The organism is Agaribacter marinus, from assembly GCF_030160655.1.
GTDB classification, from domain to species: domain Bacteria; phylum Pseudomonadota; class Gammaproteobacteria; order Enterobacterales; family Alteromonadaceae; genus Glaciecola; species Glaciecola marina.
Genome location: NZ_BSOT01000011.1, coordinates 124,522 through 147,847 on the forward strand (window position 1 = coordinate 124,522; position 23,326 = coordinate 147,847).

The 23,326-nt window shown below is 41.6% G+C and carries 19 protein-coding genes; 11 read left to right on the forward strand and 8 right to left on the reverse strand.

Going from position 1 to position 23,326, the window contains the following annotated elements; all coding sequences use genetic code 11:
* Positions 1-82 precede the first annotated feature (82 nt).
* Entirely contained in the window at positions 83-1,033 is a 951-nt protein-coding gene (locus QQK00_RS17695; protein WP_284219079.1) for an exopolyphosphatase, read from the forward strand.
* Between the two features lie 36 nt (positions 1,034-1,069).
* On the opposite strand, the gene QQK00_RS17700 is transcribed toward QQK00_RS17695, so the two are convergent.
* Both QQK00_RS17700 and QQK00_RS17705 read right to left on the reverse strand, forming a co-directional pair.
* Positions 1,070-2,698 carry a sulfatase family protein gene (locus QQK00_RS17700; RefSeq protein WP_284219013.1) on the reverse strand — a complete coding sequence of 543 codons (1,629 nt, stop codon included), beginning with the start codon at positions 2,696-2,698 and terminating at the stop codon, positions 1,070-1,072.
* Between the two features lie 79 nt (positions 2,699-2,777).
* Positions 2,778-4,478, reverse strand: a complete 1,701-nt coding sequence (locus tag QQK00_RS17705) for a DUF4955 domain-containing protein (RefSeq protein WP_284219014.1) — start codon at positions 4,476-4,478, stop codon at positions 2,778-2,780.
* A 183-nt stretch (positions 4,479-4,661) separates the two neighbouring features.
* On the opposite strand from QQK00_RS17705, the gene QQK00_RS17710 reads away from it, so the two are divergent.
* From QQK00_RS17710 to QQK00_RS17730, 5 genes are all read left to right on the forward strand, one after another.
* A complete protein-coding gene (locus QQK00_RS17710; protein WP_284219015.1) occupies positions 4,662-5,576 on the forward strand; it encodes a DUF4861 family protein in 915 nt (304 codons plus the stop codon).
* 122 nt (positions 5,577-5,698) lie between these two features.
* Positions 5,699-6,541 (forward strand): 5-dehydro-4-deoxy-D-glucuronate isomerase, encoded by an 843-nt coding sequence (gene kduI / locus QQK00_RS17715; RefSeq protein ID WP_284219016.1) that lies wholly within the window; start codon positions 5,699-5,701, stop codon positions 6,539-6,541.
* Positions 6,542-6,630: 89 nt separating this feature from the next.
* Positions 6,631-7,662: a TRAP transporter substrate-binding protein gene (locus tag QQK00_RS17720; protein WP_284219017.1), complete on the forward strand. Its 1,032-nt coding sequence runs from the start codon at positions 6,631-6,633 to the stop codon at positions 7,660-7,662.
* On the forward strand, positions 7,659-8,159 hold the full coding sequence (locus QQK00_RS17725) for a TRAP transporter small permease (protein ID WP_284219018.1): 501 nt from the start codon (positions 7,659-7,661) through the stop codon (positions 8,157-8,159). The genes QQK00_RS17720 and QQK00_RS17725 overlap by 4 nt, the downstream gene beginning before the upstream one ends.
* A 5-nt stretch (positions 8,160-8,164) precedes the next feature.
* Positions 8,165-9,460, forward strand: a complete 1,296-nt coding sequence (locus QQK00_RS17730; protein WP_284219019.1) for a TRAP transporter large permease — start codon at positions 8,165-8,167, stop codon at positions 9,458-9,460.
* Position 9,461: 1 nt separating this feature from the next.
* On the opposite strand, the gene QQK00_RS17735 is transcribed toward QQK00_RS17730, so the two are convergent.
* The 6 genes from QQK00_RS17735 to tolC form a co-directional block, all read right to left on the reverse strand.
* On the reverse strand, positions 9,462-10,205 hold the full coding sequence (locus QQK00_RS17735) for a FadR/GntR family transcriptional regulator (RefSeq protein WP_284219020.1): 744 nt from the start codon (positions 10,203-10,205) through the stop codon (positions 9,462-9,464).
* 100 nt (positions 10,206-10,305) lie between these two features.
* Entirely contained in the window at positions 10,306-11,910 is a 1,605-nt protein-coding gene (locus tag QQK00_RS17740; protein WP_284219021.1) for a tryptophan halogenase family protein, read from the reverse strand.
* A gap of 14 nt (positions 11,911-11,924) precedes the next feature.
* Complete coding sequence (locus QQK00_RS17745; protein ID WP_284219022.1) at positions 11,925-12,668, reverse strand: SapC family protein; 744 nt, start codon at positions 12,666-12,668, stop codon at positions 11,925-11,927.
* A gap of 50 nt (positions 12,669-12,718) precedes the next feature.
* On the reverse strand, positions 12,719-13,975 hold the full coding sequence (locus QQK00_RS17750; protein ID WP_284219023.1) for a glycoside hydrolase family 88/105 protein: 1,257 nt from the start codon (positions 13,973-13,975) through the stop codon (positions 12,719-12,721).
* A 118-nt stretch (positions 13,976-14,093) separates the two neighbouring features.
* Positions 14,094-17,078: a TonB-dependent receptor gene (locus QQK00_RS17755; RefSeq protein WP_284219024.1), complete on the reverse strand. Its 2,985-nt coding sequence runs from the start codon at positions 17,076-17,078 to the stop codon at positions 14,094-14,096.
* 255 nt (positions 17,079-17,333) lie between these two features.
* Complete coding sequence (gene tolC / locus QQK00_RS17760) at positions 17,334-18,752, reverse strand: outer membrane channel protein TolC (RefSeq protein ID WP_284219025.1); 1,419 nt, start codon at positions 18,750-18,752, stop codon at positions 17,334-17,336.
* 203 nt (positions 18,753-18,955) lie between these two features.
* Between tolC and nudF the strand changes: the two genes are divergently transcribed.
* The 5 genes from nudF (at position 18,956) to QQK00_RS17785 (ending at position 23,321) form a co-directional block, all read left to right on the forward strand.
* The gene (gene nudF / locus QQK00_RS17765) at positions 18,956-19,570 is read left to right on the forward strand and encodes an ADP-ribose diphosphatase (protein ID WP_284219026.1); all 615 of its coding nucleotides are present in this window, start codon (positions 18,956-18,958) and stop codon (positions 19,568-19,570) included.
* Between the two features lie 10 nt (positions 19,571-19,580).
* Positions 19,581-20,012 (forward strand): DUF1249 domain-containing protein, encoded by a 432-nt coding sequence (locus tag QQK00_RS17770; protein WP_284219027.1) that lies wholly within the window; start codon positions 19,581-19,583, stop codon positions 20,010-20,012.
* 93 nt (positions 20,013-20,105) lie between these two features.
* Positions 20,106-20,675 carry a YqiA/YcfP family alpha/beta fold hydrolase gene (locus QQK00_RS17775; protein ID WP_284219028.1) on the forward strand — a complete coding sequence of 190 codons (570 nt, stop codon included), beginning with the start codon at positions 20,106-20,108 and terminating at the stop codon, positions 20,673-20,675.
* Between the two features lie 212 nt (positions 20,676-20,887).
* The gene (parE, locus tag QQK00_RS17780) at positions 20,888-22,780 is read left to right on the forward strand and encodes a DNA topoisomerase IV subunit B (protein ID WP_284219029.1); all 1,893 of its coding nucleotides are present in this window, start codon (positions 20,888-20,890) and stop codon (positions 22,778-22,780) included.
* Between the two features lie 217 nt (positions 22,781-22,997).
* Entirely contained in the window at positions 22,998-23,321 is a 324-nt protein-coding gene (locus QQK00_RS17785) for a DUF3718 domain-containing protein (protein WP_284219030.1), read from the forward strand.
* The last annotated feature ends 5 nt before the right edge of the window (positions 23,322-23,326 follow it).

The window sequence follows — 23,326 nt, forward strand, 5'->3', positions numbered from 1 at the left end:
CCAGATTCAACTAAGATTCTTACCAAGAAAAACACCATCGTTGAAAAAACAAATCCATATTGGGAGAATTATTGTGTCTACCATGACCGCCTCAGTTGAAGATAAGTATCGCTTAGTTACTCGCAGTGACTTTGACGGGTTAGTATGTGCCGTTTTATTAAAAGAAATTGGTTTGATTGACGAAATCAAATTTGTACATCCTAAAGATATGCAAGATGGCTTAGTGGAAATTACACCCAATGATATAACGACCAACTTGCCTTATGTACCCGGCTGCAATTTGGCCTTCGACCATCACTTAAGTGAAATGTCGCGTAATTCTGAAAATAACGATCCTAATCATATTATCGACCCTAAAGCGCCATCGGCAGCACGTGTAGTATATGATTATTACGGTGGTAAAGACATTTTCCCAGAGTCTTGGGACGATATGATGGAAGCTGTAGACAAAGCTGACGCGGCGCAATTCACCAGAGATGAAATACTTAACCCTGAAGGCTGGGTACTGCTTAATTATCTAATGGATAGCAGAACAGGGTTAGGGCGTTTTAGAGAGTTTAGAATCTCGAATTATAGCCTAATGATGGAACTCATAGATTACTGCCGTAATCATACGATTGAAGAAATTCTTGCCTTACCTGATGTACAGGAACGCGTTGAACTTTACTATGAACATAAAGATAAATTTGCGGCGCAAATAAAAGAGTGTGCAACGGTTTACGGCAACTTAGTGCTACTTGATTTGCGTGATCAAGAAACCATTTATGCTGGCAATCGTTTTATGATTTATGCGGCGTACCCAGAATGCAATATATCTATCCACGAAATGTGGGGATTTAGGAAGCAAAACACTGTATTTGCTATCGGAAAATCTATTTTGAATCGCTCATCCAATACTAACGTTGGCGAACTATGTTTACGCTATGGCGGTGGTGGACATATGGCGGCCGGTACTTGTCAGATATTTGGTAATAGTGACGTTGTCGATGCAACAAGAGACGCCTTGATTGCACAAATCAATCAAGACGGCTAAAAGATACGAGATAAACTTAAGGATTCAAAAGCGCGACTATCGCGCTTTTATTTTTTTTAGCTTGTCTTCCATTCGTTTTAGAATATCAGGATATTGCTCAATAACATTATGTTGCTCGGCAGCATCTTCTGCTAAATTAAATAGCATGGCATGAGGCCTCAATGCTGCATCTACTGTTTTATTGCTTAGCCAAGCCGGTGTTGTACCATCAAACGGCGCAATGTATTTCCATTGATTGTGTCTTAAACCGAGGGTAAAGGCTTCTTGTAAACTCCATTCTACGCCACTTTTTTCTGCGTCGAATAGCGCAGGTAAAACATTTTGACTGTCGATTGCTTCATCATTTTTTAAGGTAATGCCTAGCATATCTGCAAATGACGCATAGAAGTCAATATGGCTAAATAGTGCATCGCTTACACCAGCATTAATTTTCCCTTTATAATAAGCAATCATTGGTACTCTTGTGCCAGCTTCAAATGCACTATATTTGCCGCCGTTAAAACCTCCACTTGGGTCATGGTCTCCTAGTAATTCAACCGCTTGGTCAGCATAGCCATCGTCTAGCACGGGTCCATTGTCACTAGAGAACAAAATCAAGGTGTTTTCCAGCAAGCCCTCAGCTTCTAGCGCGTCGACTATCTTGCCAGTCATCCAATCCATTTGCAGAATTGCATCGCCTCGAGGGCCCATGCCAGATTTACCTTCAAACATTTTGTTGGGTACACGCGGCACGTGAATGTCGTGAAAAGGAAAATATAAAAAGAAAGGTTGGTCTTTAACATCTTTTATAAAATCAATTGCCTTATCGGTGAATACAAAGGGGAAGTCTTCGTCGACCCATTCGGCATTTTTACCGCCCGCCATATAACCAATGCGGCTAATGCCATTTACAATCGTGTCACTGTGTTGATCGTCCGCCTGCTGCTTGAGCAATTCAGGGTTTTCTCTTCCGACGGGTCGTTGACCAATCTTCTGGCGGTCATAGGTGACTTGGATTGGGTCATTTTCTTCAAGTCCAACAATATGATGATTTTCCAAATAAGCAGTAGGAACTCTGTCGCCTGTCGCAGGCATTAAAAAGCTGTAGTCAAAGCCAAGTTCTATCGGACCAGGTTTTACTGCTTTATTCCAATCTAAGTAGCCACCTTCGCCTAAGCCAAGATGCCACTTTCCGACAACTGCGGTTTTGTATCCAGCTTTGCTAAATAAATCGGGTAAAGTATAGCCGTTGTGATCAATTGCCAAAGGCGCATCCCCTGGCAGAATGGCAGCTTTGTTTCTGAATGCGTATCTGCCAGTCAACATTGATACACGTGATGGCGTGCATGTTGCCGCAGGACTATGCGCATCGGTAAATCTGATGCCTCCGGCGGCAAGTCTATCTACATTTGGTGTGGCGACCTTAGCGCCATAAGCACCAATATCACCATAACCTAAATCATCAACATAAAAGATGAGTACATTGGGTTTGTCAGTGGACTTTTTGCTCGCGGCCACCGTTGGCGAACTTGTGTCATGTTGAGATTCCGTCGTATCACTAGGTTGCCCACATCCGGTTAGTGCCATTGCTGATACGGCGGCAATGTACATCAGTTTTTTAGGTGATAAAATTAGCTTTCGGCTATCGTTATTAACCTTGCTAAGTATGTTTTTTAATCGTTTCATTGCGTTCTCAGTCAATTAGAATTTCTTAATAATTCAGTAAGTAAGCTAAATATTCAAACATTTGTTCTTAAAAGAAAATTTAAGGTAAATAATAGGCTTTGAATGTTTCCCACTCGTTAAGCAATTGCCCAATCCAGGTAGGCCGAGTACCCAAGCGTTTTTCTAGCTGCGCTTCATATAACGATGGCGGTTGTACGTGTTCTCCTAGGCTATCTACGTATTCAACGTTATTCTCATTTACATTCTCTATGTTCCCTTTATACCCAACGATGATAGGGTTGACTGCGGTTAGAAAACCGTATCTATTTTCTACCTGTGTCGGTATTTTCCAAAAATCCAATGTGCCATCAAACCATTCACCTACTTTTTCGCCTGTTTGGGTAAAATTCCAAACGACTAAACCGCCCAGATGATTGGGTAAGGTTGTATAGTTGCCGCCCCAGCCGCCAAAGCCATATGACTCAATTTGATCAAACAGTGTATGCCGAGGATACACTGAATGCGTGTCGAACCCACGGGATGTCGGGCTGTTAAAATGCCAAACTACGGTACCTACAGACAAATGGGATACACTCGGACCATGCCATTGTCCTTTATTGGTAACGTCTAGATTAAGGCCTACAAGGTTGCGGGTACCAAATGTCACGTTGAAGGTGTTGTGACCGCGATTACCATCGATGACATTTAGCAAAATGCTGTTTGCGATGCCGCCAGTAATCGTTACCGCGCCTGAGATATCAGAGAACCTTAGGTTTTTAGCCCAAGAATGCCTAGTTTTTGATAGTTTTATTGCCGAGTAGCCACTGTCATGTATGGCGTTTTTGTGATGTTCAAATTCTTCTTTGAAATTCCCGATAAAGTGTAGGTTTTCAATCCCTACATTTTTGATCATGTTTGTTTTACCAACGGCCCATCCGTATTGACTATTTATATTTGTGAGCAGCGGCTTTTTGAGCGTGATACGTTTGCCACTGACTTTTAAGATCTCATGGCTTTCAGATACCATGACACCTTGAGTATTGATACGTTTCCATATATCTCGTGGCGTTTTACCCTGTAAAAACTCTTTGTTTGCCTCAACGTTTTCCATTTCAAGCGTAATTACGTCACCAGCATTTAATCCAGAAGTGTCTGAGACTACAATCGCTAGATCACCAAACTTTGCGTTGGCTGTGACAAGGGTTTTAAATACATAGTCGCGTTTTTTGATATTGGATGTAGGATGTGCTTCTCCTTTCGGTAAGAAAGTGATCATCGAAGGTACCGTCCATAGCTTATTTGGATCTTGTGGTGCAAGCGGGTACTTCATGAACAATTGCGTACTAAGGCCGTTTTCACCATTACCTAGACCGCTGCCTCTTAATACAATCTTGGAAGACGATATACGCAAACCAAAGCGTCTATTCTCTTGTTCATTCACTAGGTATTTTCCGGGAGGGAAATATACGATGCCGCCGTTGTTCTTTTCAGCAGCGTCAATGGTTTGTTGAATTGCATCTCGATCTTCTACGTCGTCATTTGGTATAGCACCATAGTCAGATACAGAAAATATTGGCAAGTTGGAAGTTGGAATTGCACTTTCAGAGTAATTTACGCCCGCGTGTGAAAAGTCGACTGCATTGGGATAAAGCCGAGTGTCATTTTTGCGACCTTCCTCTTTTAGGTGTTGGCTTGTTGTGCTGCAAGCCATAAACGCAAGCGACAATATACTGAGTACGACGATTCTGTGCGTTTGGTGGACTGATTTCTTTTTATAAGCTGACGATATAGCACTGAACATGAATATGGGTTCCAAATGTAAAATTTTTGTTGCAAGATAATCATACTTACTTGTATGATAAGTTACAAGTGTTAGGTGGATTTGCGCATGTGTTTTCTAAACTAACGTTTACGCAAAATAAAATTTGCATGAATATCATTAACCCCTGAGTCAACAAAGAAGAACATTACATGGAGTCGGTAGATGAAATCCCTTAGACATTTTTTAGCAGGTGCGATTGTATTAGCGTTATGTCAAGGATGCAGCGTCAATCAAGACGATGTGCAAAACGCCGCTGAACTTAGTGGTGGAGTGAAGGCTAAAACGTTTGCACGATTTGTCCCCGAAAGAGCGGATGATTTTGCGTGGGAAAATGATGTCATTGCTTTTCGTGCATTCGGACCTGCCTTGCGAAACGGAACCGAAAACTCAGGTATAGATTGCTGGTTAAAGCGGGTTAATTACCCAATTATTGACAAGTGGTATAAGTTAGCACTAGAAGACAATGTTAGTTATCACGAAGACAATGGTGAGGGGCTAGATAATTATCATGTCGGTGACTCTGCTGGTTGCGGCGGGACCGCAATATGGAAAAACAATACTAGGAATCCCTTAGAAACGTTCACCGATTGGAAAATACTTTCTCAGAGTGACGCTAAAACTGAATTCGTTTTGACTTACGAAAATACCATAGATGGCAAAGCCTACAAAGAGACTAAACATGTGAGTATTGAATTGGGTCAACGTGTTTATAGTGTAGTGTCAACTTTCTATATCAATAACCAACCAGCAAAAAACATTCAAGTGGCTGTGGGGGTTGCAACACATGATGGATTGGCTGCGCCTACTTGGGACAAAAATGAAGGGTGGTTAGCGGCTTGGGAAGTTAAGGACGGTTATGGACTAGGGACAGGCGTGGTTGTTGACGTAAGTAGACTTATAGATGTACAAATTATTGATGAGCCTGACAAAAAAGATAAAAGTCATGCCTTATTGATTGTCAGTACGGATAAAAAGGGACAGGTGCGTTACTCCGCAGGTTACGGATGGGAAAAAGCAGGTGTTATTACTAGCGCGAAACAATGGCAACAATATTTGTCTCGGCAGGCTAGAAAATAGCAGGTATGTAAATTTAGATAGCCAATAAATAGAAATATTATTTACTTATTATGTTGTAACTTATATGACAACGTATGATAATTTATGTGCAAACAAGCAATGCTCAAAATGGATAGCAAAATATGAATACAAATTATAAAACGCTTTATGCAATTGGCCCTAATGAGGCTAGGGCATTCGATACTAAAGCGCTTCGTGAAAACTTTCTTGCACAAGGGTTATTCGAGGACGATAAGGTTAATTTAGTCTGTACACACTACGACAGATACATAGTAGGAGGTGTGCGGCCTATATCCATAGAAGTGCCATTAGAGACTATTGACCCATTAAAAAGCGCTTATTTTTTGGAAAGACGGGAACTTGGAGTTGTCAATATCGGTAGCACAGGAACAGTAAGTGTGGACGGTGAACGCTATACACTTAACAACAAAGAAGCGTTATACATTGGTAAGGGAGCTAAAACCGTTACTTTCGAAAGTAACAGTGCGAATGAGCCGGCTACATTCTATTTAAACTCAGCACCGGCACATCACCATTACCCTAACAAGAAAATTGGTAGAGAAGATGCCACTGTGCTTGAAATGGGTTCATTAGAAACGTCAAATGAACGCACAATTTATCAATTGATAATCGAGGGTGTAGTGGAAACCTGTCAATTGCAGATGGGGATTACTTGCCTTAAACCCGGCAGCGTATGGAATACATTGCCTGCGCATCAGCACGATCGTCGTATGGAAGCGTACTTATATTTCGACGTGCCTGACAATCAAGCTGTTTGTCATATCATGGGAGAGCCCAATGAGACCCGTTTAATTTGGGCAGGTGATCAAGAGGCTGTCATCTCACCGCCGTGGTCAATTCATTGTGGTTCAGGCTCTGCAAGTTATGCCTTTGTTTGGGGCATGGCCGGTGAAAATCTTGATTACAGCGACATGGATAAATATCCGGCCGATGCATTGCGTTGATTAAACGCTGGACCTTGACTTTAGATATTTTGACGAGCTGTTTACGCGTGTGTTCTCAGCACTCGCATTGTCATTCCAGAGGATGTTACATGTTGTTACGCACCGCCTTTTTAGCCAGATTAGTGATGGGTCGAGCATTAAGAGTTACTGCGATATTGACATTATTCTCGCTAATAAATGCTTGTGCAGATAAGAGTGATGTCAAAATAATTCGCATTGGACACACCTTAGATACAAAGCATTCTGTGCACCAAGCGCTGATCCAGTTGGGAGAACGGTTAAGTCATTATTCTAATGGGCGCATGGTAGTAAAAATATACCCGGTCGGTCAGTTGGGTTCTGAAAGACAAATGGTCGAGTTGCTTCAAATCGGCAGTTTAGCGATAACCAAAGTGTCTGCCGCTACTCTGGAGGGGTTTTCTGAAGACATGAAGTTATACGGTTTACCCTATGTGTTTTCGTCTAAAGAGCAACGTTTTCAGGTGCTAAATGGAGATATAGGGCACGATATCTTAGCCTCGTTAAATGGCGCGCATTTGATCGGCTTAGGATATATGGATGCGGGTAGCAGAAGCTTTTATACTTGTGACAAGGCCGTAAACGGTCCAGAAGATGTCGTTGGCAAGAACATTCGCGTGATGAATAGCCAAAATGCGGTAAATATGATCGGACATTTTGGTGGCGCAGGCACTCCTCTGTCGTGGGGCGAACTTTATGCCGCATTGCAACAGGGGGTCGTTGACGGTGCTGAAAACAATCCACCCTCTTATTTTACTTCACGCCATTATGAGGTATGTAAGTTTTATACCTTAAATGAACACACGTCTATTCCTGATGTTGTCGTTGCCAGCAAACATATATTTGATTCACTGAGCGAAGAGGAACAGAAGTGGCTAATTAAAGCCACGGATGATGCTGTAAATTTGCAAATTGCTTTATGGGATGAAGCCGAACAAGATGCGTTGAAAAAGTTAGAAGCGGCGGGTGTTACCATAGCTTACCCAGATAAAGCGCCTTTCATTGAAGCGGTAAAACCTATGCATTTACAGCATAAAAATGATGTGATTGGGGCTTATCTTTCACGGATAAATCAATCTCAAATAGCAGGGCAGAAGGAATGAGAGCGCTTACCAACCTTACGATGTTTCTAAATAAAGCCGTTGAATACCTAGTCAGTAGCTTTATGGGATTAATTGTTGTCGCGATATGCTGGCAAGTGTTTTCTCGATATATTTTGGGTTCACCAAGTGCTATTTCTGGTGAACTAGCACGATATTTATTAATTTGGATTGGTCTCTTTGGTGCCGCCCATGGCTATCGTCACCGTGTGCATTTAAGTCTCTCGCTTTTTACTGAGAAATTTTCTGAGCTTGGACAAAAACTCACACGATTGTTGAGTCATGTCATGGTATTTTGCTTCGCAATTGCAGTCATGTGTGTAGGAGGGATTAAACTCGTACTATTAACGTTACAACCTGTGCAGTTATCCCCAGTATTAGAAATAAAAATTGCTTATGTATATGTGGCGATTCCTGTTGTTGGCGTAATTATCGCCATCAACGCCTTGGTATTTTTGTTATCAGAAATGCGCAACTCAATTGCATCAACAAAAGGGTAAGAACTATGGAAATCAGCGGATTACTATTGATTAGCGTCTTTTTCATTCTGCTCTTTTTGAATGTGCCGATTTCGTTTTGTATTGGCATTGCAACCTTAGCGGCTATGTTACTTAATATTGATTTTGTACCAACGGTAACCACCATCGCTCAACGAATGGCAGGTGGTTTGGATAGTTTCTCGTTGCTCGCTATCCCATTTTTTATTCTGTCTGGTTTATTAATGGGGCGAGGAGGGGTGGCTAAACGCTTAATTGAATGTGCTATGGCCTTAGTTGGCATGTTACCTGGTGGTTTAGCATTGGTGAATGTATTGTCATGCGCGTTATTTGGTAGTATTTCTGGATCCGCTGTCGCCGCCACGAGTGCTATCGGAAGTTTTATGATCCCCGAAATGGAGAAAAAAGGCTACGATCGCAGTTTTTCTGCGGCTGTTACGGTATCTGCGTCGACAACTGGGATGATAATTCCACCGAGCAATATTTTAATTGTTTATGCCATTGCTAGTGGTGGAGTGTCAGTGTCTGCTTTGTTCGTCGCGGGATATATTCCGGGCTTATTACTCGCTGGATTACTTATGCTGGTTTGTGCTGTTTATGCTAGCCATAAAGGTTATCCGACTGAGATGCGTTTACCATTGTCGGTGGTTCGTCAAAAGATTATGAGCGCGCTACCCGCATTAGCACTTATATTTATCATTATTGGCGGTATTGTTGGTGGCATATTTACTGCAACAGAAGCGGGCGGTATTGCCGTATTGTATTCTTTCATTCTTTCTGTATTAGTTTATAAAGAAGTTAAACTATCTCAGATGCGAGATATTTTGCTCAAAGGCGGAGAACTATCCGCCATTGTGCTATTACTCATCGCAGTATCGTCATCTATGTCGTGGATGTTGTCTTTTGAGAACATTCCACAAGCGATTAGCGACTCACTGGTGTATTTGAGTGAAAACCCTTTAGTCATTCTGCTAATTATTAATATTGTGTTGTTAGTGGTTGGTGCATTTATGGATATGACACCTGCGGTGCTAATATTCACGCCTATCTTTTTACCGATCGCAGAAAGCTTAGGAATGTCGCCTATTCACTTTGGTATTATGATGGTACTAAACCTCTCAATAGGACTCTGTACACCGCCTGTTGGCGCAGTATTATTTGTCGGGTGTTCGGTCGCAAAAACGTCAATTCAAAGCATCACAAAACCCATGTTACCGTTATACGCAATGATGCTAATTGCGTTAGTGTTGGTTACTTATTTCCCAATGTTGAGCGAGTTTTTACCTGCCTATTTTGGTTTGTGACTTATTTAGTCGCGTACGTTTCGACCAACAGCGAATGTCGGTCTCTACTGTTACCGAGGTGAGCGCCAGCTGCTTTTTTAGCTGCTTTAACATCTTGTTTTTTTATAGCGTCGGCTATGCTTGTGTGTTCATTACAAATTTTGTCATAAAATTCTTTTTGCGCAAATACATCATTATGCTTCGTGATGAGTTCTCTCGCAGGGATAACCCCAGAACCTATGAATTCAATAAAACGGGTGAAGTAGTGATTTCCTGAGGCGTTAGCGATTGCCAAATGAAAATCAAAGTCTTCTTTTTGCCCATCTAAGCCTGCTTTTAGTTTAGTATCGACGGCTTTAAGTGCACGTTCAATTTCTTTCATTTGAGTTTCGGAGCGATTAGCGGCAGCCATACCGGCCATCTCTATTTCGACCGCCATACGCAACTCCAAAATTTTAATTGCATCATGAATACAACTAAATTCCTTCTCATCGATTGAAAACAACTTGTTGTTCACGCGTTCTGCAACAAACACACCAACACCTTGACGGCTTACAACCAGACCCTCAGCTTGCAGTACGGCAATCGATTCGCGCACAACCGTGCGACTTACGCCAGCAGCTTCTTCGATATCTTTTGAAGAAGGTAGTTTATCACCTGCATTTAAGTTGCCGTCGAGAATTTGAGCGCGAAGCGAGTCGGCAAGGTCCTTTGTCAGGCTGCGAGACTTTTGCATGTTACCGATGTTTAATTGAATATTACTCAAATCGAATCCTACCCTTATTTCGTCTTCTGTATCATAGCCTTAACTGGCGTGTGGTTCAATTCCCCACATTATGCCGTAAATAGCGTGACCATGTGCGGTTTCACACCGATTGCAGGCCAAATAGTTTGATTTTGTATAGTAATTCCGTGTTTGACGGCAATACGTGTAACAATTTTTCTTTATTCAATCGTACATGTTGGATGTAGTTGAGAGTATTTTCGCAATCCATCTTTTTTATCACTTTCATTTTGTTGTTAATTTTTGCATTGGGTAAGCAATCCATACCCAACAGGATGTATAAATAATTAATGCGGTAAAATACATCATGACGGCTTGTAAAGTCGTAATCACTAGGTAAGCGGGAATGCCACAAGGACAGTCGATCTGCTAAGGTCTCAGGGATTGATGATTGGCTACGGTTGTCGCACCAAAAAGACTCACTTCTGTCAGATAAAACGTAGTGGATCTTAATAAAGTCAATGATGCTCGCCCATTGATGGGATACAATTTGGTTTAATTTTCTGGCGGCAGCCGGCATAGAGGATTTATGTCGCGGTATAATTGCTGCAAGGGCTTTGGCTACATCGTCAATCATCATAATACCGGTTGCTTCGAGGGGTTCAACAAAACCTTGAGATAAACCAATGCCTACGCAATTTTTTGACCAAGCCAGTTCTCTATAACCTACTTTAAAATCTACTTGTCTAAAAGTAAGATCGTCAATTGCATCGTTAGCTAAATAATCCCGTAATTGGGTTTCAACTTTTTCGGCTGTTGTATGTTTGGAAGAAAATACATATCCAACACCTCGCCTATTTGAGAGAGCAATATCCCATATCCAACCTGCGTCTTGTGCTGTCGCCTTAGTTGAGCTAGCTACTGTCACATTGTTGTTCACATAAGGGGAGCTGGATTGACGGTGTTCTTCCGGGTGATGTCCTTTGTAGTGAATTTGCGTTGTTAACGCACTGTCGGTAAAAAGCACATCTTGTTTGTCAATGAACTTGGTACAAAGTGCTTTGCCTAGCAATAAACTTTTAAACCCAGTACAGTCAACAAATAGATCGGCACTGACACCTTCTCCGGTATCAAGGCGCAACTCTCCAATATTTCCATCGCTGCAAAGCGTTACATCGACAAGTTCCGCTTCTATATGTTTTACATTAAACGTCTTGCATGCATGGTCTTTTAGTAGTTTTGCTAAACGCAATGCATCAAAGTGAAAAGCGTAGCCAGATACCCCCTTGTATTCTGGCATCGTAATGACTTTTGGTGCCAAGTTATTATCGCAAATCGCCCCTTGAGCAGATATAACGTCGACAAACGATGAATTTGTTCCTGAGTGTTTCCAATATTCAATAAGCTCGTCTAAATCACAGGCAGGTTTTTCGAATATATGGTGATAGCGATGTAAGGCTTTACTATCATTCTGAGTTGTACTTTTCCAATTAATGAACTCAACACTTTGCTTGTGGCTTGCGTAAGCTTCTCTAATTAAATCAGTTTCGCTAATGCCAAGTGCCTTTAAGCTTTCAGCGACACTTGGCACGCTCCCTTCGCCCACGCCTATAGTGGGAATGTTTGGAGACTCTATGACAGTTATATTGCAATGAGGCTGGTTTTTGGCTAGGTGACAAGCACTTAACCAACCGGCGGTGCCGCCACCAACAATGACAATATTGTCGATATAATTGTGATCGGTCATATTGGCGTCCAAAGTCATACTTTGGCGGCTTTCTTAGCTAGCGATAAAGCATGGTTTAGGGAAATAAAGTGCGAATATATTGCGCTTAAGTAGTCTTGTTCTCTAAGTTTGATGAATTGTTCGTGACTCAATTGACTGAATTTTTCTTCATTAATCAAAAACAATCCTTCGACATCTATTTTTTTACCTAAGACATCCACCGTTAGTTTGTTTGGTGCGAGAAGTCCCAAAGTCGCTATCGTTTGCAAAAACATATCTGTGTGATGACTAGCGTGAAGATATTGAATTAAGTTATTTTTTATATTTTTAAGGAAAGATGTTTCGTGACCTGCATCACTAAATAAGCGCTCGCCTTTTGGTGATGTAAATTGCGTCAATGAGGCATCGAAAGACAGGTCAAAATCGTCATTGCTATTTGAGGAGGCTTGTCCAGGCGAATTTACCATCGATTTGTGCAATTTAAAGTGCTGGTTACGCACTGCTTTGGGCATATAGTTTGATGTCCATTTTTCAGCTGTAACAGATAAATTTTGTTCCGGCATTAATCCATACAACGCAGCAGCTTTAAATCGTCCAGAGGTATTGTCTTTTACAAAGATGATAGGGTTTTCACCCGCAATTGCGCCAAATTCAGGTAATACGATAGGTAAAATTTGTTCAGACGCCAGACTATAAAAATCAATTTCAGGCGAATAGCTAATCTCTTTATGGATATTGCTATTTAACAGTACGTGTTTATTTTCTATGGTGATGTCCATAAATTTCTCCCATTGCGTCCTTGCACTTTTTTTTCCGTGTCGTCGTTATGTTATTTTTCCGCTAGTTTGTATAACTCGGTTCCCGTTAATAAAAAGGCACCCACCGCATACATTTGCGTGTCATCTTTAGATACTTTGTCAGGTGAGTGTCCTATTTGTTGAACCCACCCTAGTTTGCCATCAGGTTGAACGGCATCATTGAGTGCGTTCCAAGCGTTAAGCACTACCGGCATAAATGTGTCTTTATCAAGAATGCCTTGATTGATACCCGATGCGAAAGCAAAAGCCATCAATGCTGTGCCACTAGTTTCTTTAAACGGCTGACGGTCGGGGGCTAAAACGGAAGGGCGCCATAAGCCATCACTTTGCTGCGCGCCAGCAAGCCGAGTCATCATTTTGCTAAATATATCTTCATACCCTGCACGTTGCGGATGATCCTTCGGAAAATGCTCAAGTATTCTTGCCAAACCAGCAGCTACCCAACCCACGCCTCTTGCCCAAATCACTTTTTCACCATTAGGTTCGCGTTTATCAAAAAAGCGAGTATCTCTAAAAAACAAGTGATCTTCCTTATCCCAAAGTAAATCTACTGTTGCCCAAAACTCTTTGTTTGAAAAATCAAGGTAGCGATTATCACCAGTGACTTTAGCGAGATGTGTCCAAACCGGCGGCCCCATAAACAGCGCATCTGCCCAGCACCATCTGTTTTTACACGGGCGGTAAGGAAACTTTCGTTGACCAAAGTGTTCAACGAATTGTTTGTCGGTAACATTCGATTTTTGTGTGATTTCTTCAAACGTTAAATTGACGGTAGGTGGGCTCAGCAGAGTAATGTCAAACACTACTTTTAGCGGCGTAATAATTTCTTCTTTCTTGTATTTATCATATAAGTCTAAGTATAATTGGCCAATCGCATAATCATCCGCGTTATAGATGCGTGGACCGAACAAGTATCGTCCGTTTTTGGCAATATCGAACAGCGTTTTATAGTAGCTTTCATCGCCTTTTTCGCTGGCCAGTTCGGCCATTTGCGCCATACCGACGAACAATGCAGCATATACCCATCCTTGTGGGTGGCTTCCTTCATTAGCTGGTGACATATGGGCGTCTTTTTCGTACCCTTCAAAAACATATGTGTCTGTATTCAGTCGTTCAAGTTGCCATTTAGACACTTTTTCAAGCGTTTTATAAATACACTGTTTTTCTATTTCTTTACATGTTGTGCGATCATCAGCGATACCCATAAATGTCGCCGATAGCGTGAGAACACCTGTAAATAATTGAATTAATTTAATTTTGTAGTGCATTTTATCTCCCAATCAATTTGCATACAGATGTGATAAACCGTTGTTACTCATATATTTTGCAGTGAAGAAGTACCACCATACGTGATGATGGTACTTAAATCTATTTGTTAATTAAATGTTAGAATGACGCTCTGACGCCTAACGAGAATCTAGCGCCAGTATCTTCATATGACAAGAACCTTGAGGTGAAGGTGCTATATTGTCTGCGATCTTCATCAGTCAAATTCACGGCTTCAACAAATACGCTAATGTTCTCATTTATGTCATAGCTTGCAGAGGCATCAAACTGTCCATAAGCTTCAGTTTGTACCGGTTGACGATTACGTGAACACGTTGCGCAGTTAACATAATCACTTCGCCAGTTGTAAGCCAATCGCGCTTGAAATGGGCCACTTTCGTAGAAGCCAATTAAGTTAACTGAATCTTTTGAAAGTCCAGCAAGTGCGCCTGGCGTAACTTCTCCCGGTGTTGCTGCAGATGAGCTATCCATATAGGTGTAGTTTGCTTGCAAACCAAAGCCATTGTCAAAAGCGTGTAGTACCGCTAGTTCAATACCTTTAGCATCTGAGTCTTCGATGTTAATGGGCAGTGTTTCTTCAAAAGTAAAGTCTTGATTACCGGTGTTTACGCCGTCAATAAAGTATGGAATCGACAAGACAGTAGTTTGACTACCAGTCGCAATCCAGTCCTTTATCGATTTGTCGAAGTAAGCCAGTGTTACTGCGCTGTCGTCTGAATAATACCATTCTAAAGAGGCATCAATATTGGTTGAAAGGTAAGGACGTAAGTTAATGTTTTGACCATTTATTGTGCCGTCAAAGCTAATATTACCGTCCTGCTCTCGTGTTAAGCGACCAGAGAAGTTCTTGGTTGGACGCAAGCTCGAAAGCTGAGGGCGTGTGAGTGTTTTTGAATACCCTAAGCGCAGAAGAATGTCATCGCCAATTTCATAACGAAAGTTAGCACTAGGCAGCACTTTGTTGTAGTCACTGGTATCGCTAACGTTTTGGCCGGATGCTGATGTCAAGCTACCGCCACCACCAGCACTGTCAAAGTCAATTTGACTAACAATACTGCCGCTGCCAAAGGATTCCGTTTCAGTTGTAATGTAGCGAGCACCGATGTTACCAGACCAACTGTCACCTTCTAAATTTGCTTGTAAATAGAACGCTTGGGTTTGTTCGTTTACTCGCCACGATTTATCGGCTCTAGGGACAGGTGCAAATATACCCAATGGGTTTCCTGCGGTGCGTTCGTCAGTGAATGCTTGTGCGTCTTCTAGTTTTTGTAACGCGGTAGCTCTTGCTGCTTCAGCCGCTGCCTCTGCTTCTGCTCGCGATCCGTAGAGCAAACTACCATCTCTCGCCGTCGCGCCATTTTCATAATTATGAATTACTTGATCGTAAAACCCTTGTACCTGATCTTTTACTCCACTGTTTGGATTTGAGAAAAAGTCAACGAGGTCTTGCACATCATAGGCTAACCAATTATCTACTAGCCCCCCCTGATCTGATAAGAAGCCTCCTCGCGGTGATACTTCAGACAATATGCTTGCAGGTGCGTTGTAGTGGAAGCCACTAAATGCTCTTACTATTAAGCCAAACGGGTTTTCACCATTTGATGCGATTTTTTCTCTATCAGAGTAGTAAAGCCCTGTATCTACTGATGCTAAAGGCCCCATATCATCAAATGAATAACTCGCATCTAGCCTAAATTCGAAGACGTCATCGTCTCTATCGTCTTTAGTAAATTGAACGTTGTTGGCGTAGTAATTTGTGGGTAATCCAACGAAATCAATTTCTTCGCCTTCCCATTTAAAGGCTTCGTCACTTAGCGCAAAGTTTGTAGGTACCTGAGTAGGGTTGGCTAAGGTGACTCTAGAGTTATTGCCAGAGCGGGCGCTCGTCGTAGATTTATGAATGTCAAAGTCAAGCTCTAAATTATCGCTAGCTTGCCATTTTGCGTTAAAGCCGACGACTGTGGTTTCTACATCGCGGCTGTCAGATACTTGACTGGAGCTGTTCCATTGCCCTGTGCCTAACGCTCGACCTGCAACCTCTGGCCCTTGCCCTCCGTTATCCCAAAGTTGATACACACCTTGTGACACGAGCGGTTTGGGTACACGAGTGAATGAACGGACAGTATCATTTTCGTCAATAACAGCATTGTAAAGTGGGTTGGAGAACCAACGTGACAAGTTCGCTTCGTTGTCCTTAACTTCAAGTGCTGAATAAATCAAATCAGCGGTTAATACTAAGTTGTCTGAAGGTGCCCATTGCGCAGTAATCGTTGAACCAATGCGCTCTCTATCTTGTGTAGTTAAGCTTTGTACGGCAGATTGCGGGCGCCATACGGGGTCTGATACTGTTGGATTAGCTGCATTTGGATCATTTGACGTTATCACTGTGTCACGTCTATATCCACCTACACTGATTCGGTCAGCTCTCGCGTCACGTTGCTGATATGCGAAGGTAGCCAAAATACCAAACTTATCATCAAAGTTTTTTCCAACGAGTGCAGAGAGAGAAGGGTTAGTTTTTCCAACTAAAGAGTCGTACACACCTTTAATGCTACCTGCAGCAGTCACATCTTCAAGATCTAATGGTTTAGCAGTTTTTACATTAACCAAACCACCAATACTACCTTCAACACGCGATGCTTCGGCGGTTTTATATACATCTGCACCACTTATCAATTCTGATGCTAAAAGGTCGAAAGAAAAGGCTCTACCACCGTTGTCGGTGGGCACTACGCGATTATTCAATGTAACGGTGTTAAATTCTGGACCGAAACCACGTATTGATACCGTAGTGCCTTCTCCCGCACTTCTGTCTATTGTAACGCCTGTAATCCGTTGCAATGATTCTGCAACGTTTTGATCCGGAAATTTACCAATGTCTTCGGCTGAAATACCGTCTACAACAGAAGAATCAAAGCGCTTGTTGTTCAATGATTGAACTAAACTTCCTTTGATCCCTTTAATTTCAATGACCTCTGTTTTGTCATTGGTTTGGGCAATTGCATTGAAGCTCATAGGCGCCATTACGGCTATAAGTGCCAGTGCAAGTTTATTCACTTTAAATTGTTGTGTATTTTTCGTCATATCAATACGTCCCTATCACGTTGAGTTGTGCAAATAAATAACATCAAGTTAACATAATGATATCTTGTAATATGTTATCATACAACATATTTGTAAAGCATTTGTTTACAAGATGTTTCAATAGCTATTGGGTTGATTTTTATACTATTTAAAACAATGATTTAAGGCGTGTTATGATATTTTGTTATCTTGAGGTCGTGGCGCAAATCAGCATGTGAATACGTGATTTGCGCCAGAAATATCAGAATTAACTGTCTAAGATTGCGCAGTCGGTGCAGGTTTAAGTGATTTGTTTATCGCTTTTAAATCGTCTTCTGTTAATGTACCAGCCGCTTGTTTTAATCTGACAATTGCTGAGACAAAATTGTAGCGAGCATCAGCTAAGTTGCGACGAGCATCGAACAAGTTTCTTGTACTGTTTAACACATCGACAATCGTCCGTGTACCGACGTCAAACCCCGCTTCAGTTGCATTTAATGCACTTTGTGCAGACACTACTGATTGTTCTAGTGCTTTGATCGTGGAGATAGATGCTTTTACGTCGTTGAACGAACTACGAATAATACGTACAGTTTGTCGATAGGTAAGTTCAAGGTTCTCACTTTCAATGACATAGTTTGCCCGAGCACGTTCTGTTTGTGCTGTTACAGAGCCACCTTGATAAATTGGAATACTCAGATTCAATGTTAGACTTGAGTTATTTAATGCACCCGGTGCGTCAACAACTGTATCTGTTGCGCCTGAAGGATCGCCAATTCGAGAAAAATCAGAACTACTTTCATTGTCATCAAAATCATAAGAACCACGTAAGCCTAGCGTAGGGTAATGCCCAGATCGTGCTAGGTTGATATCTTCTTTTGCGATGTCTTTGGCAAATCGTTGTGACAATAGACTTAAATTTGAGTCCTTCGCAATATCAAGCCACTCTGATGCTGATGCTGGCGTCGGCTGAGAGGGTGAAAAGCGGTCGGTATCTAACACGTGAATACGATCGTGATATTTCCCAGTAATTTCACGAAGCTCCTCTAAACGCAGTTCTAGTTGATTCTCAGCTCTAATTTGACTAGCGACCGTGTTGTCATAGTTGGCCTGCGCTTCGTGCACATCCGTAATGGCTGTTAATCCAACTTCAAAGCGTTGCTTTGTTTGTTCAAGTTGTCGCGCAATGGCGCGCAATTCAGCTTTTACAAATTCTACGCTATCTTGTTCACGTAACACCGATAAATAAGCGTTAACGGTGCGAGTCATTAAATCTTGCAGGGCGGCGGCTAAGCTGGCGTCACTTTGTTGGGCGACTAATTCTGCTCTGTCCATATTTAACCAATTTGAATGGTCGTATAGCGACATATTAAGATCTATGCCGTAGCTAAGTGCTTCTGTATCGGTATCTATTGCAACTTCGAAAAACTCCAATTCACCACTATCGTTTCGATCCGATTGTTGCCTTTGTGATTCTCTAAATGAATCAGTGTATGAAATGCTGCCAGATATCTGCGGCAGCAAGGCCGCACGGTTTAAATTAATTCCTAGATACGCTGCGTCTTTTTGCGCTTCAGCTCTATTAATTAGCGGATCGTTTTCCACAGCGATTTGGTAAACTGTCATTAAGTCATCAGCAAAAGCGGTGTTTGCAAAGCTCAATCCAAGCATGATGGAAATTAGGGTCTTTTTCATTCCTGATTGCCTTTTTTTTGAATTTTAAATCTGATTATGATTTTCTATTAAGTATTCTGTCGAGTCTAAAATAAACAAGCGAGATATAATACGTATTGCATGTATCAAATCTTGCTTAAGTGTAACAGAATATGTGTAAAACACTGATTTAGATTGTTTCTTTACCTATTATTTTATTCTCGATACGTACTTCAGGGGAATACATGACAAGTTTTACAAAAGATGATGTTGAAGTGATAAAAAAAGAGTCATTGCACGATGGCTATTTTAATACAAATAAATACTATATAAAGCACCGTAAATATGACGGCGGTTGGACCGAGGTGTTTACTCGAGAGGTCTTTGAGCGAGGGCATGCGGTAGCGGTGTTACTTTATGACCCAACGACCGAGGAGTTCGTGTTAATTGAGCAATTTCGATTTCCTGCTATGGAAACGGCTAAAACGCCATGGTTAATTGAGGTTGTCGCAGGCATTATAGATGAGGGTGAAACACATGAAAATGTTTGTCACCGTGAAGCGCAAGAAGAAGCGGGCGTAGTGATTGAAAAGTTAACCAAGGCCTGTGAGTTTTTAATGAGCCCCGGTGGCTCAACTGAGCGATTGTATGCTTACGTCGGTAAAGTTGATTCGACTAAAGCCGATGGTATACATGGGCTTGACGAAGAAACAGAGGATATTAAAGTGCTTCGAGTGCCAGAACTGCATGCGAGAGACTGGTTGGATTCTGGAAAGATCGATAATTCGACCGCAATTATTTTGCTACAATGGTTTTTTTTGAACAAAGCCAAACTTTTAAACGAATGGCAACACTACTAGAGACAGATACTTGAAACAGCGTTACGTACCACATTTACCCACAATACTCGCTACATGCGAGAACAACTATGTGTGTATGATGAAGTTATTACCAGATTGTGATACTGAAGATTTGTCTTACACCTTCAGTATTAGCTCATCACTGGAATATCGGGTAAAAATAGTGGAGTCAACCCGCTATACAAGTACACTGCTGATGGCACAAATTGCTGGGAACTCGCCAACGTTTTTGCGCCCTTCGATGAGTATTCGTTTATATCATGATGCGAAGGTGGCTGAAGTGTTAGAGTCACAAAGAATTTCTCGGTTAAAACCTGTCTACGAATACCCTAATTTGCATATGCACCAACGAAATGAAAAGTTTATGGTCAACATATTCTTAGCAGAATGGTTGCATTTTTGTTTGAGTCAAAAAAATCAACCAACTATTTCAACTCAATAGTCACGCGTCCGCAACGCGATGAGAACATATGTAAATTTTGCCTAGATTGCGTAGAATGCACGTCAAAACTACATCTGTTTGAATGATAAAAATATGCAGCATATTATTTACCTACATGGATTTTTAAGCTCGCCAAAATCTGTAAAAGCTCAACAAACCTTAGCATTTTTTAAAGCTCACTTTCCTGCGGTCAATATTCATATTCCGCAACTACCTGGGGATATAGGGCGCGCGATTACCCAAATTGAATCATTGGTTAATACCTTGCCACAAAAGCAATTACGCTTTATAGGAAGCTCTATGGGAGGATTTTTATCTACCTACTTTGTCGAGCAATATGGCGGCAAAGCAGTGTTAGTAAATCCCGCAGTAGAACCTTTCAATTTGTTAAAGCACTACATGGGGAAACACCTTAATCCGTACACAGGTGAAATTTTTTATATCACGTATAACCAGATTGAACGTTTAGTTCAAGCGCATCAAACTGCACTCCGTAAGCCAGAGGATTACTTTGTTTTACTGCAAACAGGTGATGAAACATTGGACTACCGTCTGGCAGAAAAAAAATATCAACACAGCAAAATGTATATTGAAGATGGCGGCAACCATAGCTTTGTCGACTATGATAAACATTTGCCCGATATCTTTAGTTTCTTAAGGTAATTCGCGTTAACTATATCGCTAATATGACGCAGTTTTGGCGACTTAAGAATGAAGAAGTGCATCAGCTCGGCATTGACAACATTTTCAGTTATTCACTTCACGCCCTTACCTTGTTACTATTGACTGCTAGTGTTCGTGTACACGTCATCCGTTTAGTTATTAACCTTATACCCTGACGGTAAGAAATAATAATAAATCAAGAAATATACTCTATGACCAGCCAATATAATTCCGAAGCTATTGAAGTCCTCAACGGATTAGACCCAGTAAAGCGCCGTCCAGGTATGTATACGGACACCACGCGACCAAATCATCTTGCGCAAGAGGTGATTGACAACAGCGTGGATGAAGCTTTGGCAGGTCATGCGCGGAACATTAAAGTTATTTTGCACGAAGACCACTCATTGGAAGTGGTGGATGATGGTCGAGGTATGCCTGTTGATATTCACCCAGAAGAAGGCATTTCTGGTGTAGAACTTATTATGACAAAGCTGCATGCCGGTGGAAAATTTTCCAACAAAAATTATGAATTTTCGGGTGGCTTGCACGGGGTTGGTATTTCTGTCGTAAATGCCCTGTCAACAAAGGTAGAGGTGACCGTTAGACGCGGTGGTGATGTATATGCCATGACGTTTGGTGATGGGGACAAAACGCAAGAACTGGCCGTTGTTGATTCGTGTGGCAAACGGAATACCGGCACACGAGTGCATTTTTGGCCAGACCCGAAATATTTCGACTCATTTAAGTTTTCTGTGAGTCGTTTGCTACATTTACTTCGTGCAAAAGCAGTATTGTGCCCGGGCTTAAAAATTCGTTTTGACAATAAGCAAACTAAAGAAAGCCAAGAGTGGTACTACGAAGATGGTTTAAAAGACTACTTATATCAGTCAGTCAAAGACTTCATTACCATTCCTGATGATACACCATTTGTCGGCCAGTTTTCGGGTAACGGTGAAGCTGCCGATTGGGCAGTCTTATGGTTGCCTGAAGGTGGTGAAATGGTCACCGAGAGTTATGTAAACCTTATTCCCACTGCGCAAGGGGGGACTCATGTAAATGGTTTACGTCAGGGGCTACTAGATGCAATGCGTGAGTTTTGTGAATTCAGAAACCTGCTGCCGCGAGGTGTGAAGATCACCGCTGACGATATTTGGGACAGGTGTACTTATATATTGTCGACCAAAATGCATGATCCTCAGTTTGCAGGCCAAACTAAAGAACGCTTGTCGTCTAGACAGGCCTCAGCTTTTGTATCTGGCGTAGTCAAAGATGCTTTTAGTTTATGGCTAAATCAGCATACAGATGTTGCTGAATTACTCGCGGAAATGTGTATTGCAAATGCACAACGTCGGCTTCGCCAAAGTAAAAAAGTTGCGCGTAAAAAGGTAACGCAAGGCCCTGCATTGCCCGGTAAGTTAACCGATTGTTCGACGCAGGATAATGATCGCTCTGAACTGTTTCTGGTAGAGGGTGATTCGGCTGGTGGGTCAGCTAAACAAGCCAGAGATCGTGAGTTCCAAGCGATCATGCCGCTAAGAGGTAAAATTCTAAATAGTTGGGAAGTAGACTCTTCTCAAGTACTTGCTTCGCAAGAAATACATGATATTTCTGTTGCCTTGGGGATTGACCCTGATTCAGATGATTTAAGTGATTTACGGTATGGAAAAATTTGCATATTAGCCGATGCCGATTCTGATGGTTTACACATTGCCACCTTATTGTGTGCGTTGTTCGTAAAACACTTTAGAACCTTGGTTGATAAAGGCCACGTGTATGTTGCTATGCCGCCGTTGTTTAGGATTGATGTCGGTAAAGAAGTCTTTTACGCCCTTGACGAAGCAGAACGGCAAGGAATTCTGGATCGTATTGAAGCAGAGAAAAAGCGCGGCAAAGTAAATGTACAACGCTTTAAAGGCTTGGGAGAAATGAACCCCTTACAACTACGCGAAACTACCATGGACCCAAATACCCGTCGTCTAGTGCAATTGACATCAAATGAAGCCGAACAAATGTTGGAGTTGATGGACATGCTACTTGCGAAAAAGCGCTCAGCAGATCGCAGAGCTTGGCTTGAAAGCAAAGGTAATTTAGCTGTGGTTGAGTAGTAAGATAGTTTGCATATTTTCCTTCCCAAAAGCACATGATTAAAAAATAACGAAATATTGGTTTTTTTGACCACTCGTTAGTTGGTCTGTTTCTTAAGTATACGAAGTAAACGAAAGTGAAATCCATAACCAATTGTTTTATATAGGTATTATTTTTTGGCATCCTCATTGCTATACCTTAAGTACTTTCGCAGTAAATACATTTAAGGTAGTAACCATGAAAAAAAGTACACAAATAATTGCTGGATTATCACTAGTTATCGCATTTTCAACACAGTCATTCGCATCATCAAAATTTGTAGCAGCGGATTCTGAAGCCGGTACAAAAATTTGTATGGCGGCAGTATCAGGAAGTAAGTTAAAGATTGCAAAAGCAATGAAAAATGCAAATGTGGATAAGCAATATGTTCTCAACAAAATGACTTGTAACGGCGAAAAGTTAACTGACTTCGTCGCTAAAAATGGTAAAAAACCTCAAAAAATTAATGATTACTTGAGTAATAAATCGTATCGCAAAGACGTTCAGGTTGCACAATTATAAGTAAA

Bases quoted from the DNA above. Each gene is read 5' to 3' on its own strand.
- QQK00_RS17695 (WP_284219079.1), top strand. From the start codon at position 83: ATGACCGCCTCAGTTGAAGATAAGTATCGCTTAGTTACTCGCAGTGAC.
- QQK00_RS17700 (WP_284219013.1), bottom strand. From the start codon at position 2,698: ATGAAACGATTAAAAAACATACTTAGCAAGGTTAATAACGATAGCCGA.
- QQK00_RS17705 (WP_284219014.1), bottom strand. From the start codon at position 4,478: ATGTTCAGTGCTATATCGTCAGCTTATAAAAAGAAATCAGTCCACCAA.
- QQK00_RS17710 (WP_284219015.1), top strand. From the start codon at position 4,662: ATGAAATCCCTTAGACATTTTTTAGCAGGTGCGATTGTATTAGCGTTA.
- kduI (WP_284219016.1), top strand. From the start codon at position 5,699: ATGAATACAAATTATAAAACGCTTTATGCAATTGGCCCTAATGAGGCT.
- QQK00_RS17720 (WP_284219017.1), top strand. From the start codon at position 6,631: ATGTTGTTACGCACCGCCTTTTTAGCCAGATTAGTGATGGGTCGAGCA.
- QQK00_RS17725 (WP_284219018.1), top strand. From the start codon at position 7,659: ATGAGAGCGCTTACCAACCTTACGATGTTTCTAAATAAAGCCGTTGAA.
- QQK00_RS17730 (WP_284219019.1), top strand. From the start codon at position 8,165: ATGGAAATCAGCGGATTACTATTGATTAGCGTCTTTTTCATTCTGCTC.
- QQK00_RS17740 (WP_284219021.1), bottom strand. From the start codon at position 11,910: ATGACCGATCACAATTATATCGACAATATTGTCATTGTTGGTGGCGGC.
- QQK00_RS17745 (WP_284219022.1), bottom strand. From the start codon at position 12,668: ATGGACATCACCATAGAAAATAAACACGTACTGTTAAATAGCAATATC.
- QQK00_RS17750 (WP_284219023.1), bottom strand. From the start codon at position 13,975: ATGCACTACAAAATTAAATTAATTCAATTATTTACAGGTGTTCTCACG.
- QQK00_RS17755 (WP_284219024.1), bottom strand. From the start codon at position 17,078: ATGACGAAAAATACACAACAATTTAAAGTGAATAAACTTGCACTGGCA.
- tolC (WP_284219025.1), bottom strand. From the start codon at position 18,752: ATGAAAAAGACCCTAATTTCCATCATGCTTGGATTGAGCTTTGCAAAC.
- nudF (WP_284219026.1), top strand. From the start codon at position 18,956: ATGACAAGTTTTACAAAAGATGATGTTGAAGTGATAAAAAAAGAGTCA.
- QQK00_RS17775 (WP_284219028.1), top strand. From the start codon at position 20,106: ATGCAGCATATTATTTACCTACATGGATTTTTAAGCTCGCCAAAATCT.
- parE (WP_284219029.1), top strand. From the start codon at position 20,888: ATGACCAGCCAATATAATTCCGAAGCTATTGAAGTCCTCAACGGATTA.
- QQK00_RS17785 (WP_284219030.1), top strand. From the start codon at position 22,998: ATGAAAAAAAGTACACAAATAATTGCTGGATTATCACTAGTTATCGCA.